The organism is Tardiphaga robiniae (genome assembly GCF_013359755.1).
In the GTDB taxonomy this organism is placed as follows: Bacteria; Pseudomonadota; Alphaproteobacteria; order Rhizobiales; family Xanthobacteraceae; genus Tardiphaga; species Tardiphaga robiniae.
This window is the reverse complement of the sequence record NZ_JABMCJ010000094.1, coordinates 497,814-510,645: the sequence shown is the minus strand read 5'-3', so window position 1 is coordinate 510,645 and position 12,832 is coordinate 497,814. Positions and strand designations below refer to the sequence as shown.

The following is a 12,832-nucleotide window of genomic DNA, read 5'->3' as shown; positions in this document are numbered from 1 at the left end:
ACGAAAACAAAATTCGTCATGGCCGGGTTTGTCCCGGCCATCCACGACTGCTCTTTTGAAATTCAAAGACGTGGATGCCCGGCCATCTAGCGAAGCTAGCTTCGCGCAGGCCGGGCATGACGTCTCGTTTAAATCCGGTCTCTCTGTAAGATTTGGACTTACAGGGAGCGCTGGATGGTCTCTACGCGGTAACACTCGATCACATCGCCGGCGCGCATGTCGCCGTAGTTCTCGAACGCCATGCCGCATTCCTGGCCTGACGCCACTTCCTTCACTTCGTCCTTGAAGCGCTTCAGTGTCGACAGCTTGCCTTCGTGCACCACGACGTTGTCGCGGATCAGGCGCACATTCGCGCCGCGTTCCACGGTTCCGTCGGTGACGCGGCAACCCGCAACCTTGCCGACCTTCGAGATGTTGAACACTTCGAGGATCTGCGCATTGCCCAGCATGGTTTCGCGCAGTGTGGGCGCGAGCAGACCGGACATGGCTTTCTTCACGTCATCCACGAGATCGTAGATGATGTTGTAGTAGCGGATTTCGATGCCGTTGCGCTTGGCAGCAGCGGCGGCTTCCTTGTTGGCACGAACCGAGAAGCCGATGATGGCGGCGTTGAAGCCTTCCGCCAGCGTGACGTCCGATTCCGAAATGCCGCCGACGCCCGCATGCAGGATGCGCGCAGCGACTTCGTCGGTGCCGAGCTTCTCGAGCGAGCCGAGAATGGCTTCGAGCGAACCCTGCACGTCGGCCTTGATGATCAGCGGGAAGTCCTTGCGACCCGAGGTCTTCAGCTGGCTCATCATCTGCTCGAGCGAGCCGCGCATGCCGTTGGTGGAGGCCGCGGACTTCTCGCGCTTCTGATGCGCACGGTAGCCGGTGATTTCACGGGCGCGGGCTTCGTTCTCGACCACGGCCATGCGATCGCCAGCTTCCGGCGGACCGTTGAAACCGAGCACTTCGACCGGCACCGACGGACCTGCCGCGGTTAACGTCTCGCCCTGATCGGAGATCAGCGCGCGGACACGGCCCATTTCGGCACCGGCCACGATAATGTCGCCAACCTTCAGGGTGCCGCGCTGAACCAGCACGGTCGCCACCGGACCACGACCACGATCGAGCTTGGCTTCGATCACGGTACCTTCCGCCGGACGCTCCGAATTGGTCTTCAGGTCGAGAATATCGGCCTGCAGCGCGATCATTTCCAAGAGCTTGTCGAGGTTGGTCTTGTTCTTCGCCGACACTTCGACGTCGACCACGTCGCCGCCGAAGGATTCGACCTGCACGTCATGCTGCAGCAGTTCGGTGCGCACGCGCTCCGCCTTGGCGTCGGGCTTGTCGATCTTGTTGATCGCCACGATCATCGGCACGCCGGCTGCCTTGGCGTGGTTGATGGCTTCGATGGTCTGCGGCATGACGCCGTCATCGGCCGCGACCACCAGGATGACGATATCCGTGACCTTGGCGCCGCGGGCACGCATCGCGGTGAACGCAGCGTGGCCTGGCGTATCGATGAAGGTGATCTTCTTGCCGCTCTCGGGCGACGTGACCTGATAAGCGCCGATATGCTGCGTGATGCCGCCGGCTTCGCCGGACACCACATTGGCATGACGCAACGCATCGAGCAGCGAGGTCTTGCCATGGTCGACGTGACCCATGACGGTCACGACCGGCGAACGCGGCTCGGTATCGGTGGAATCGTCGACCTTGTCGAACAGACCTTCTTCAACGTCCGATTCGGCAACGCGCTTGACGGTGTGGCCCATTTCCTCGGCCACCAGCTGCGCGGTGTCGGCGTCGATGACGTCGTTGATCTTGTGGATCGCGCCCTGCTTCATGAGCAGACGGATAACGTCCACGGCGCGCTCGGCCATACGGTTGGCGAGTTCCTGAATCGTGATCGCTTCCGGGATCGTGACTTCACGAACCAGCTTTTCCTTCGGCTCGTTCGACTGATGACCCTTCAGACGCTGGGTGCGGCGACGGAACGAGGCGATCGAACGCTCGCGCACGTCGCCAGCCGACAGCGCGGTAACGACGGTGAGACGGCCGCGCTCCTTCTGCGGACCGGGCTTGGCAGTGGGCTTCGGCGCGATCACGGGGCGCGCGGCGCCGCCGGGACCACGGCGAATGACGCGTGGACCTTCATCCTCGTCGGTGCCGTCGGCAGCAACGCCGGGCGCACGCGCTGGCGTAGTTGAGGTGGCGCCAGGACGGGCCGTCGTCGTGGCCGGCTTGGCGGCCTTCGCATCGGCTTCAGCCTGACGGCGCTTGGCCTCGACTTCGGCGCGGCGCTTGGTTTCTTCTTCCTGGCGGTGACGCTCTTCCTCGGCCTTACGACGGGCTTCGGCAGCTTCACGCTCTTCCTGTTCCTTGAATTCCTTGGTGTTGCGGCGGGCAGCCTCAATCTCGGCGAGGCGCCGCTCTTCCTGCTCGCGCACGCGGGCATCGGCCAGCGCGCTGGCGCGGGCATTGCGCTCTTCTTCGGTCAGGGTGCGGAGCACGACGCCCGAACCTGAACGGGCCGGAGGCTGCGGGCGCTGCGGCGCGCGCGACGGCTGCGCTGCGGGAGGCGGAGCGGAGCTGCGTCCTGCGGGAGAAGGGGCAGCGGTGCGGGAAGCCGGTGCGGCCGGTGCAGGCGCAGCAGCGCGCGCAACCGGCGCCGCGGGCGCAGCAGTTGCAGCGGGAGCAGCCGGCGCAGCAGCAACGGGAGCTGGTGCAGCAGTCTCGACAGGTGCGGGAGCAGCAGTTGCTGGCGCGGCGACAGGCGCAGTCGCGGGCGCATCGCCGGGCATACGGCGCTTGCCGCGCTTCTCGACCACCACCTGCTTGGTGCGGCCATGGCTGAAGCTCTGGCGCACAGTGCCCTGCTCGACGCGCGGCTTGAGCGTCAAGGTCTTGCTGGGAACGCTCAGAGTCTTGTCACCAGGCGTTTTCGTATCAACCATTCAGCAGTCCTAATCTTGTTGCGTTGTGCGCGGTCGCACAGTCGTCGAAGTTTCGATCAGCGAGATCGTTGGCGTCAGCGGCTCCGTCTCCGGCGCAGCAGTTGTCAGCGAAGCTTTGGCGCTTGCGTTGATGTCGTCGTCAGCCAGCCGGTATTGGACCAGAGTCTGGCTGCGCGACAGGAACGTTTTGCCCGCCGGGCCCGTAAGCACGGCAGCATGTATCACATTTGACCGCCCCAATGCCAAATCCAATTCATCGGAGCTTAAAACCGTAATGATCGGCAGTTTCGGCGCGTCGTCGCCGGATTCCGCGTCAAATTCCACGCGTTGCCGGGCAACGCTGTCCAGTTTGCGGATTCCGTCGGGGGCGCCATTGGAGGCGTGGAGAAGAACACCGACCGTTCCGCGGCGCAGGGCGTCTTCGACCTTGGTGAAGCCGGAAACCACCTGACCGGCCTTGGCAGTTATGGCCAGCGCCTCGATGACGCCGCGCACCATGAGCTTGTCGGTGTCGTCGGCCAGGGTCGGCGACGCCTTGACCGCTTTCTTGAAGCCCTTGGCAAAAAGATTGCGCTTCGCCGCCTCGGTCACCGCCTTGCGGGAGGCCGTGACCCAGAGGCCGCGGCCAGGAAGCTTGCGCTTCAGATCCGGGATCGCCTCGCCCGTGGGCGCGACGACGAACCGGATCAGATCATCGATCGGGCGCACGCTCCGCGTAACCACGCACATCCGCATCGTCCCGGGCTTGGTGCTCCGGGGGCCGTTGTCCAGATCTGCTTGGTCAGCAATGGCGAGCATGCGCGTGGCATTGTCCTTACGCTTCTTCGGTGGCGTCGAGCGGCGCACCCTTGTCGAGATCGGCCTGGGTGATCCAGCCGGCCACGACGCGGGCCTGCATAATCAGATGCTCGGCGTCTTCACGCGAAATTTCGCTGGCATCGAGAATGCCCGGGTGCTTGGTCGGCTCGGAGCCTTCCTTGCGTTCGGTCCAGCCCACCAGATCGTCAGTGGCGCAGCCGGCAAGATCCTCGACGGTCTTGATGTCGTTTTCGCCGAACTTGACCATCATCTTGAGGGTCACGCCCGGAACGTCCTTCAAAGCGTCTTCCACACCCAGTTCCTTACGTTTGCCTTCGAGTTCAGCTTCGAGCTGCTCGAGGTATTCACGTGCACGGCTCTGCAATTCGGCCGCTGTTTCGTCGTCGAAGCCCTCGATGCCCGACAGTTCCTTGGCATCGACCATCGAAAGTTCTTCCACCGAGGTGAAACCTTCCGACGCGAGCAGCTGACCGACGACTTCGTCGACGTTCAGCGCTTCCATGAAGACGCGCGTGGAATTTTCGAAATCGGCCTGGCGACGTTCGGATTCTTCCTGCTCGGTCAGGATGTCGATATCCCAGCCGGTCAGCTGCGAAGCCAGGCGCACATTCTGGCCGCGACGACCGATCGCAAGGGATAGCTGGTTATTCGTGTCGGGAACGACAACCTCGATGCGCTCACGATCTTCATCGATCACGACTTTCGAGACTTCTGCCGGCGCCAGCGCGTTCACCACGAAAGTAGCGATATCCGGCGACCACGGAATGATGTCGATCTTCTCGCCCTGCAGCTCGTTGACCACGGCCTGCACGCGGGAACCACGCATACCGACGCAGGCGCCGACCGGATCCACCGACGAGTCGCGCGAGATCACGCCAATTTTCGCACGCGAACCGGGATCGCGGGCCACAGCCTTGATCTCGACGATACCGTCATAGATTTCAGGCACTTCCTGCGCGAACAACTTGGCCATGAACTGCGGATGGGTGCGCGACAGGAAGATCTGCGGACCACGGGTCTCGCGGCGCACGTCGAACACATAGGCGCGAACGCGGTCGCCGTTGCGGAACACTTCGCGCGGCAGCATCTCGTCGCGGCGCACGATGGCTTCGCTGCGGCCAAGATCGACGATCACTGAACCGTATTCGACGCGCTTGACGATGCCGTTGACGATCTCGCCGATGCGATCCTTGAATTCCTGGTACTGCCGGTCACGCTCGGCTTCGCGCACCTTCTGCACGATGACCTGCTTGGCGGACTGCGCGGCGATACGGCCGTATTCCAGCGGCGGCAGCGTGTCGGCGATGGTATCGCCGATCTGCGCACCCGGATTGGCGCGCTGCGCGTCAAACAGCGAGGTCTGGAAAGACGAATTCTCGACGTCCTCTACCACCAGCATGTGGCGGGTCAGAGAGAGCTGGCCGGTCTTGGGATGAATCTCGGCATGCACATCGGTCTCGGAACCGTAACGCGCGCGGGCCGCTTTCGCGATCGCCTCTTCCATCGCCTGGATGACGATGTTGCGGTCGATCGATTTTTCGCGCGCGACGGCGTCGGCGATCTGCAGCAGTTCGAGTTTATTGGCGCTGACAGCGGCCATAGCTCATTCTCCTTCGATGGGATCGATTTCGCCTCGGCGCGCACGATCGGCGGCCAGACGATGTTCTTTGGTATTCTTCGGCAAAGGCTTCTTGGTAGCTTTCGCGACCTTGAGTTTTGGCTTCGGCGCAAAGCTCTTTTTGGGATCGCTGCGCTTGGCATGCGGTGCCGGCGGCGGCGCGAGACCGAGCTCTCGCTTGAGATCAAGCTCGGCGTGCTTGCCGCGGCGCATGGACTCGGCGATCAGCTCGTCGGTCAGCACCAGACTGGCATTGGAGATATCTTCCAGCGGCAACCGCGTGATGGGGTCCTCGCCGTCGCGGGCGCCTTCCCGATCGATCAGGACGACATCGTCTTCGATGGCGCCGAGCAGGCCACGGAAGCGTTTGCGGCCACCGACGGCGACGGCCATCTCGATCTTAACCAGATAGCCATGATAGCGCTCGAAATCGGAGCGTCGGACCAGCGGACGATCGATGCCGGGCGAGGAAATTTCGAGGCGATAGGCGCGCTGGATCGGATCGGCGACGTCCATCACCGGCGACAGCGCGTGTGAGATCGCCTCGCAGTCCTCGACCAGCATGGTGCCATCCGGCCGCTCCGCCATGATCTGCACGGTACAGCCGAGCTCGCCGGAAATTTTGATCCGCACCAGCCGGTAACCGAGGTTTTCGAGCACGGGCGTGGCGACTGCCGATACCCGCGCCGCAGCACCCGGCTCGATCACCAGGCGCGGCTCGGAAAGCAGCTCGGTATCAACGGTTTCTGGGTTTTGGTCGGTCATGTCCAGGATCGAAGTATTCCGGTTGGAGGATGTCTGAATGCGCGTGCAGCCTGCAGAAGTGTATCGCGTCGGGCTTTCGGCCCTTTTGGACCCTGCGAGCCCCGCCGGATTATGGCCAAGGTCCGTTCAGGTAATAAAAAAGAGCGGGTCCCGAGGGGCCCACTCTCAAACGCGATCGTATGAGAACCTAATAAGTTGTGGGCGATATAGCCCTTTTCCGGCGCCCCGGCAAGGCCGCAGTGGCTGCCCCGCAATATTTCTGCAACCCGCGGTAGCCCAATCCTGCGGACTAACCGTTCCTTCATCAACCCCATCTAGGGTGCCCCAGCCTTTCCGTATGGTGGTGTTGAGTATTTTTTGATGGCTGAGGCGAAATCGCTCATTCCCGGGCTGGAGAACATCGTCAGAGATGGCGATCCCAAGCGGCGCGGCGAGGCGGTGCGTAAGATTTCCGAGCTTTTCCTAAGGGGCGCATCCCGTTTTCAGCCGGCCCATGTCGATCTGTTCGACGGCGTTCTGACGAGTCTGGTTCCACAAACCGAGGTCGAAGCACGCACCGAGCTGGCCGAACGGCTGTCTGATCTCGTCAACGCACCGCCGCAACTGGTGGCCTTGCTCGTCCGCGATGACGAGATCCTGATCGCCGGGCCGCTGTTGCGCCGCTCACCTTTGATCGACGAACCGACACTGGTCGACATCGCCAAGGCCCAGGGCCAGTCGCATCTGCTGGCGATCTCCGATCGCTCGACACTGACTCCGCGCATTACCGACGTGATCGTCCGCCGCGGCGACCGCGACGTGATCCGCCGCGTGGCCGGCAACGCCGGTGCGGCTTTCTCGCAGCTTGGCTATACCGGCCTCATTCGCCGCGCCAGCGACGATGGCGCCCTCGCCGTCACGGTCGGGCAGCGCGACGATCTCGCGCCGGAACAACTCAAACACCTGTTGGCGCAGTCGGTCGAGGTGGTTCGCCGTCGGCTGTTCGACGCCGCCGCCCCCCAACTGCGCAACGCGATCAACCGCGCGATGCAAGACATCACCGGTACGCCGACGCATCTGGCCGTCACCCGCGACTTCGCCACCGCGCAGCGTGCCATTCGCAAGCTCCACCAGGCCGACGAGCTGGACGAAGGCGCTTTGTTGCGCTTTGCCCGCGCCCATCAATATGAGGAAACCGCCGCCGCCCTCGCCGCTCTGTCGGGCGTGCGGATCGGGACCATCGACCAGCTCCTCAAGGGCGACCGCGACGATCCGATGCTGATACTCGGCAAATCGATCGGGATTTCCTGGGCCACCGTCCGCGCCTTGATGACGCTGCGTCTCGGCCCCGGCCGTTCGCCTGCCGCCGCCGATGTCGAGGAAGCCCGGCAGAATTTCGAGCGCCTGGTGCCCGCCACGGCACAGCGTGTGCTGACCTTCTGGCAGACCCGCGAGACCGCCTCAGCGATTCCCCTGCCGCTCTGATCCACTGGGGTTCTCCGGGGCCGCAGCCCGCCGCTCCCGTTTGCGCCACTCCGCCACAAAACTCACGAACGCCGCCAAAGCCGGCGGTGGCTGCCGACGGCTTGGATAATACAGGAACGGCCCCGGGAATGGCGGCAGCCAGTCCTCCAGCACGCTGACCAGCCTCCCGGTCGCGAGGTCGTCCCGCACATAGCCCTCAAACACCGCGTAAAAGCCGAGCCCGTCCCGTGCCGCTTCCAGCCCGAGCCGGGAATAACTCGCCAGCAGCGGCCCCCGGGGCGGTATCCGGACCACCTGGCCGTCCTTTTCGAACTCCCATTCCGGGATAGAACCGTTGTCGAAACGCGTTCTGATGCAGCAATGCTGCAGCAATTGCTGCGGTGCAATAGGCTGCCCATGCTGCGCAATATATTGCGAAGAAGCCACCATCACGAAGCGTTGCGGCGGCCCCAGCGACACCGCGATCATGTCCTGCGCCAGATCCTCGCCATAGCGAATGCCGGCGTCGAAGCCCTTGGCGACGATGTCGATCAGTGACGTCTCGGCAACGATCTCAAGCTCAACCTGCGGATATTGCTGCAAAAATGGCGTAACCATCGGCGCCACGACGATATCGATGGCTGGTGCCGGACCGTTGATCCTGAGGCGGCCAGACGGCACATCACCGAAATCGCGGACTTGCTGCAGCGCAGCATAGACATCGCCCATAGCCGGAACGATTTTGCGCTGCAGCAATTCTCCGGCTTCGGTAAGCGCAACACTGCGCGTTGTGCGATGCAGCAAACGAACGCCAAGCCGCTCTTCCATATCGCGCAGCCGCTGGCTCAGGCTGGACACCGAGACATGGGTCTCTACCGCAGCCCGCCGGAAATTCCGGGTCCTGGCCACGGCCAGAAAGGCCGCCAGATCGCGCAGATCGAGATCGCTCATTGTTCGACAGAGTGAACAAGCCTTTCGGGATTGTCCAGCTTATCGGATCAATGGAGCGGGCTCATATCGGGGCGGCAGCGGCAAAGGATCGGTCCGGCCGCCTTCTGGGAGAACCACAGTGAACCACCTTCAACTCGGAAAGACTGGCCCCACAGTGGGCGCGCTCGGCCTCGGCTGCATGGGCATGTCGGATGTCTACGGCCCGGCCGACCGAGGCGAAAGCATTGCCACCATCCACGCCGCGCTGGAGGCCGGCGTCACCCTGATCGACACCGGCGACTTCTACGCCATGGGCCACAACGAACTCCTGATCGCCGAAGCCCTGCGCGGCCGCAGCCGCGACAGCCTGCAGCTTTCGGTCAAATTCGGCGGTATGCGCGATCCCGCCGGTGCCTTCATGGGCTTCGACAACCGCCCGATAGCGATCAAGAATTTCGTGGCCTATTCGCTGGTGCGGCTCGGCGTCGAGGTCATCGACATCTACCGCCCCGCGCGGCTCGACCCCAATGTACCCATCGAGGACACCGTCGGCGCCATCGCCGACCTGATCAAGGCCGGCTATGTCAAACATATCGGCCTGTCCGAAGTCGGCTCCGAGACCATCCGCCGTGCCCACAAGGTGCATCCGATCACCGACCTGCAGATCGAATATTCGCTGATCTCGCGCGGTATCGAGGATGACATCCTGCCGACCTGCCGCGAGCTCGGCATCGGCATCACGGCTTACGGTGTGCTGTCGCGCGGCCTGATCGGCGGCCACTTCACCAAGAACGGCATGAACGCGAAGGACTATCGCAGCCACAGCCCACGCTTCAGCGCCGCGAATATCGATCAGAATCTGGCTCTGGTTGAAAAAATCCGCGCTGTCGCCGACGACATCGGCGCTTCGGTCGCACAGGTCGCCATCGCCTGGGTCGCCGCACAGGGCCAGGATATCCTGCCCGTGGTCGGTGCCCGCCGACGGGATCGGCTCACTGAAGCGCTGGGATCGCTGGATGTGAAACTCAAGCCCGCGCATCTCAGGGCGCTGGCGGAGGCGATCCCGGCCGATGCGGCAGCCGGCGGCCGTTATCCGGACGAGCATCTCGCGCATATGGACAGTGAGAAGAAACGGGCGTGAGACGACACAGGCCAATGGCATCCCTCCCCCTTGCGGGGAGGGATTAAGAAAGCGCCTCACAAATATGCGCTCAAATCCCTGATGCTCGGCGCATCCCCGTTCAGCGGATTCGCCGGATCGCGCCCGTAACGCAGCGTCTCGAAGCGCATGTTGCGGGCGTCGATCATCAGCAGACGCCCGACCAGCCCTTCGCCAAAGCCCACGATCTCGCGGATGGTTTCCAGCGCCATCATCGAGCCAACCATACCGGCCAGCGCGCCCATGACGCCGGCTTCCTGGCAACTGGGAACCGTGCCCGGCGGCGGCGCTTCGGGAAACAGGCAGCGATAGGTCGGGTTCAATGCGCCCGATGCATTGGCCTCATGGGCACGGATCGTGGTCAGCGAGGCATCGAAAGTGCCGAGAGCCGCGGAGATCAACGGCTTCTTTGCAAGATAGCAAGCATCCGACAGCAGATAGCGCGTGGTGAAATTGTCGGAACCATCGAGCACGATGTCGTAGCCCGACAACAGCGCCATCGCATTCGCTGCATTAAGCCTGACGGCATGGCCGATAAATCTGACATGCGGATTGAGCGCATGGATCTTTGCCGCGGCGCTGTCGGTCTTCAACGCGCCGATATCCGGCGTTGCGTGAATGACCTGCCGCTGCAGGTTTGACAGCGACACCGTGTCGTCGTCGACCACACCGAGCGTGCCGATGCCCGCGGCCGCCAGATACATCAATGCTGGTGCACCCAGCCCGCCGGCGCCGATCACAAGCACTTTCGCGCCCTGCAGCGCGGTCTGGCCGGGACCGCCGACCTCGCGGAGCACAATGTGACGCGCATAGCGCTCGAGTTCATCGGCATTCAGCATCGCAATAGTCGCTCCAAACTCCGACCCTCATGGTGAGGAGCGCGCTTCTTGCGCGCGTCTCGAACCATGAGATGAACAGCTCATCCTTCGAGACGGCGCTGAAGAAGCGCCTCCTCAGGATGAGGCCACGGATCAGGTCCCGCATTGTCGTGAACCCTTCCCGCGCTGTCACCGACCCACGAGATGTGCTTAATTCCACCGAAATCAATCACCAGCTTCAAGACCGGACATGTCATGAGATCGATGCTTTCAGCAACATTGATGATCGTGGCAGCCTCTGCGGCTCACGCACAGGTGCAGGCGACGCCTCCCGCGGTGCAAGGCATCAAGCCGAAGCCGGTCACCACCACACCGATCCGCCCGGCGCTGCAGACCCCTGCCGACACCGCCAATGCCATGGCGCAGGCCGAGCGGCTCGGCATTCAATCGGATCTGGCGTGGACCGGACAGTATAACGGCGCCATTACCGGCGAGGTCTCGGATCGCATGGTCAATGCGATCAAGACGTTCCAGAAGGACAACGGCGCCAAGCAAACCGGCGTCCTGAACCCGCAGGAGCGCGATCTGCTGCGCGCCGCAGCGAAGAAACTTCAGGACAATGTCGGCTGGAAAATGGTCACCGACATGGTGACCGGCGCACGGCTTGGCATTCCCGGCAAGCTGGTGCCGCAGCAGGCCTCCGACGCGAACGGCAGCAAATGGTCGTCCTCCACCGGCACGATCCAGATCACGCTGGCGCGCCGCAAGGAGGACGCGCCCTCCACCGCGAAACTCGCCGAGGCCGAGCGCAAGGAGCCCGGTCGCAAGATCGACTATCAGGTCGTGAAGCCGGATTTCTTCGTGCTGTCCGGCCTGCAGAACCAGAAGAAGTTCTACATCCGCGGCCAGTTCAAGGACTCGGAGGTCCGCATCCTCTCGATCTTCTACGATCAGGCCACCGAAGGCACGATGGAGCCGGTGGTGATCGCGATGTCATCGGCCTTCAACGCATTCCCCGCCGGCGCACAGGCGATGGGTCCGCCGCCGCGCAAGAAGGTCGAATATGCCAGCGGCATCGTGGTGAGCGACGACGGCGCCATCGTCACCGATCGCCAGGCCGTGGATGGCTGCATGTCCATCGTCGTGGCCGGTTATGGCAATGCCGACAAACTGGCCGAGGACAAGGTGCGCGATCTCGCACTGCTGCGCATCTATGGCGCGCGCGAGCTGAGGCCGCTGTCGCTTGGCGCAGGCGCAGCGAAGCCCAATCTCGATCTCGTAGGGATTGCCGATCCGCAGAACCAGGGCGGCGGCGCAGCAGTCACCAGCGTGAAGGCAACCACCACACCGATCGGCACCGGAAGCGAACTGGCGCTGTCGCCCGCGCCGGGCCTGGGCTTTTCCGGCGCAGCCGCCATCGACAGCGACGGCAAATTCGCGGGCCTCGCGCAGTTGAAGCCGCTACTCGTTGCGGGCCCACCGAATGCGCCGCCGCAGACGGCACTGGTGCCCGCGGAACTCGTGCTGAATTTCGTGAAAGCGAATGGCGTGAACGCGAACGGCAGCTCGGCCGATGCGAAGGCTGCGATGGTGCGTGTGATCTGCGTGCGGAAGTAGTTTTCGCTGGAAATTAGCTCTCTTTTGGCCTATGCTCAAGCATATGCCACGGAGGTGCCGATGACCGACTCCCGTCACGTCAGGCTGTTTCGTAACGGTCGCAATCAGGCGGTCCGCATTCCCGTTGAATTCGAGTTACCGGGCGACGAAGCTGTCATGCACCGCGACGGCGACAGGCTGGTGATCGAACCCGTACGCAAGCGCGGCCTGCTGGCATTGCTTGATACGATGGAGCCCTTCACAGAAGAATTTCCGGACGTCGATGCAGGCCTGCGCCCGCTACGGGACATCAAGCTGTGAGCACACCACGCTACATGCTTGATACAAACGTCGTCTCGGATCTGATCCGAAATCCAGCGGGTCGTGTAGCCAAGAGAATTCGTAAACTCGGCGCCGAGGGATTTTGCGTCAGCATCATTACGTCCGCCGAATTGCGGTTCGGATGCGCCAAACGTAATTCACCGCGGCTCACGCAACTCGTAGAGCAGGTGCTGAATGAGCTCGATATCCTGCCGCTGGAAAGTCCGGCCGACACCGAATACGCCCGCATTCGCCACGACCTTGAAAAGAAGGGCGTCCCCATCGGCCCGAATGACCTGCTGATCGCGGCTCACGCTTGCGCCGTCGATGCCACGCTGGTGACTGCGAATGCGAAAGAATTCAAACGGGTGAGCGGTCTGAAAGTCGAGAACTGGCTGTCATAGGCAACCGCCTGTCCGAT

At 63.0% G+C, this 12,832-nt stretch carries 11 protein-coding genes; 5 read left to right on the top strand and 6 right to left on the bottom strand.

What is annotated here, in order from left to right; translation table 11 throughout:
• Positions 1 to 158: 158 nt before the first annotated feature.
• Genes infB through rimP form a run of 4 tightly spaced genes read right to left on the bottom strand, consistent with a single transcriptional unit; the run spans position 159 to position 6,144 of the window.
• Positions 159 to 2,942 carry a translation initiation factor IF-2 gene (gene infB / locus HP556_RS28715; protein ID WP_175369428.1) on the bottom strand — a complete coding sequence of 928 codons (2,784 nt, stop codon included), beginning with the start codon at positions 2,940 to 2,942 and terminating at the stop codon, positions 159 to 161.
• A 9-nt stretch (positions 2,943 to 2,951) separates the two neighbouring features.
• Positions 2,952 to 3,740 carry an RNA-binding protein gene (locus HP556_RS28710; RefSeq protein WP_175369427.1) on the bottom strand — a complete coding sequence of 263 codons (789 nt, stop codon included), beginning with the start codon at positions 3,738 to 3,740 and terminating at the stop codon, positions 2,952 to 2,954.
• A 16-nt stretch (positions 3,741 to 3,756) separates the two neighbouring features.
• Positions 3,757 to 5,361, bottom strand: coding sequence for a transcription termination factor NusA (gene nusA / locus HP556_RS28705; protein ID WP_068734140.1), 1,605 nt, complete (start codon positions 5,359 to 5,361; stop codon positions 3,757 to 3,759).
• Positions 5,362 to 5,364: 3 nt separating this feature from the next.
• Entirely contained in the window at positions 5,365 to 6,144 is a 780-nt protein-coding gene (gene rimP / locus HP556_RS28700) for a ribosome maturation factor RimP (protein ID WP_175369426.1), read from the bottom strand.
• Between the two features lie 360 nt (positions 6,145 to 6,504).
• Between rimP and HP556_RS28695 the strand changes: the two genes are divergently transcribed.
• The gene (locus HP556_RS28695; RefSeq protein ID WP_089266433.1) at positions 6,505 to 7,608 is read left to right on the top strand and encodes a DUF2336 domain-containing protein; all 1,104 of its coding nucleotides are present in this window, start codon (positions 6,505 to 6,507) and stop codon (positions 7,606 to 7,608) included.
• Here the strand turns inward: HP556_RS28695 and HP556_RS28690 are convergent.
• The gene (locus HP556_RS28690; RefSeq protein WP_175369425.1) at positions 7,585 to 8,538 is read right to left on the bottom strand and encodes a LysR family transcriptional regulator; all 954 of its coding nucleotides are present in this window, start codon (positions 8,536 to 8,538) and stop codon (positions 7,585 to 7,587) included. The two genes, HP556_RS28695 and HP556_RS28690, sit on opposite strands and share 24 nt — an antisense overlap.
• 118 nt (positions 8,539 to 8,656) lie before the next feature.
• On the opposite strand from HP556_RS28690, the gene HP556_RS28685 reads away from it, so the two are divergent.
• A complete protein-coding gene (locus HP556_RS28685; RefSeq protein ID WP_175369424.1) occupies positions 8,657 to 9,658 on the top strand; it encodes an aldo/keto reductase in 1,002 nt (333 codons plus the stop codon).
• Between the two features lie 56 nt (positions 9,659 to 9,714).
• Here HP556_RS28685 and HP556_RS28680 read toward each other — a convergent pair whose 3' ends face one another.
• Positions 9,715 to 10,515 (bottom strand): HesA/MoeB/ThiF family protein, encoded by an 801-nt coding sequence (locus tag HP556_RS28680; protein ID WP_175369423.1) that lies wholly within the window; start codon positions 10,513 to 10,515, stop codon positions 9,715 to 9,717.
• 234 nt (positions 10,516 to 10,749) lie between these two features.
• Between HP556_RS28680 and HP556_RS28675 the strand changes: the two genes are divergently transcribed.
• From HP556_RS28675 to HP556_RS28665, 3 genes are read left to right on the top strand one after another with little or no spacing between them, the layout of a single operon-like run.
• Positions 10,750 to 12,111 carry a serine protease gene (locus tag HP556_RS28675; RefSeq protein ID WP_175369422.1) on the top strand — a complete coding sequence of 454 codons (1,362 nt, stop codon included), beginning with the start codon at positions 10,750 to 10,752 and terminating at the stop codon, positions 12,109 to 12,111.
• Between the two features lie 60 nt (positions 12,112 to 12,171).
• Positions 12,172 to 12,411, top strand: a complete 240-nt coding sequence (locus HP556_RS28670; protein ID WP_175369421.1) for an antitoxin — start codon at positions 12,172 to 12,174, stop codon at positions 12,409 to 12,411.
• A gap of 14 nt (positions 12,412 to 12,425) precedes the next feature.
• Positions 12,426 to 12,815: a type II toxin-antitoxin system VapC family toxin gene (locus tag HP556_RS28665; RefSeq protein ID WP_120287747.1), complete on the top strand. Its 390-nt coding sequence runs from the start codon at positions 12,426 to 12,428 to the stop codon at positions 12,813 to 12,815.
• Positions 12,816 to 12,832: the final 17 nt, after the last annotated feature.

What these genes read in the sequence shown, in the direction of transcription:
- infB (WP_175369428.1), bottom strand. Translation starts at nt 2,942, where the DNA reads ATGGTTGATACGAAAACGCCTGGTGACAAGACTCTGAGCGTTCCCAGC.
- HP556_RS28710 (WP_175369427.1), bottom strand. Translation starts at nt 3,740, where the DNA reads ATGCTCGCCATTGCTGACCAAGCAGATCTGGACAACGGCCCCCGGAGC.
- nusA (WP_068734140.1), bottom strand. Translation starts at nt 5,361, where the DNA reads ATGGCCGCTGTCAGCGCCAATAAACTCGAACTGCTGCAGATCGCCGAC.
- rimP (WP_175369426.1), bottom strand. Translation starts at nt 6,144, where the DNA reads ATGACCGACCAAAACCCAGAAACCGTTGATACCGAGCTGCTTTCCGAG.
- HP556_RS28695 (WP_089266433.1), top strand. Translation starts at nt 6,505, where the DNA reads ATGGCTGAGGCGAAATCGCTCATTCCCGGGCTGGAGAACATCGTCAGA.
- HP556_RS28690 (WP_175369425.1), bottom strand. Translation starts at nt 8,538, where the DNA reads ATGAGCGATCTCGATCTGCGCGATCTGGCGGCCTTTCTGGCCGTGGCC.
- HP556_RS28680 (WP_175369423.1), bottom strand. Translation starts at nt 10,515, where the DNA reads ATGCTGAATGCCGATGAACTCGAGCGCTATGCGCGTCACATTGTGCTC.
- HP556_RS28675 (WP_175369422.1), top strand. Translation starts at nt 10,750, where the DNA reads ATGAGATCGATGCTTTCAGCAACATTGATGATCGTGGCAGCCTCTGCG.
- HP556_RS28670 (WP_175369421.1), top strand. Translation starts at nt 12,172, where the DNA reads ATGACCGACTCCCGTCACGTCAGGCTGTTTCGTAACGGTCGCAATCAG.
- HP556_RS28665 (WP_120287747.1), top strand. Translation starts at nt 12,426, where the DNA reads ATGCTTGATACAAACGTCGTCTCGGATCTGATCCGAAATCCAGCGGGT.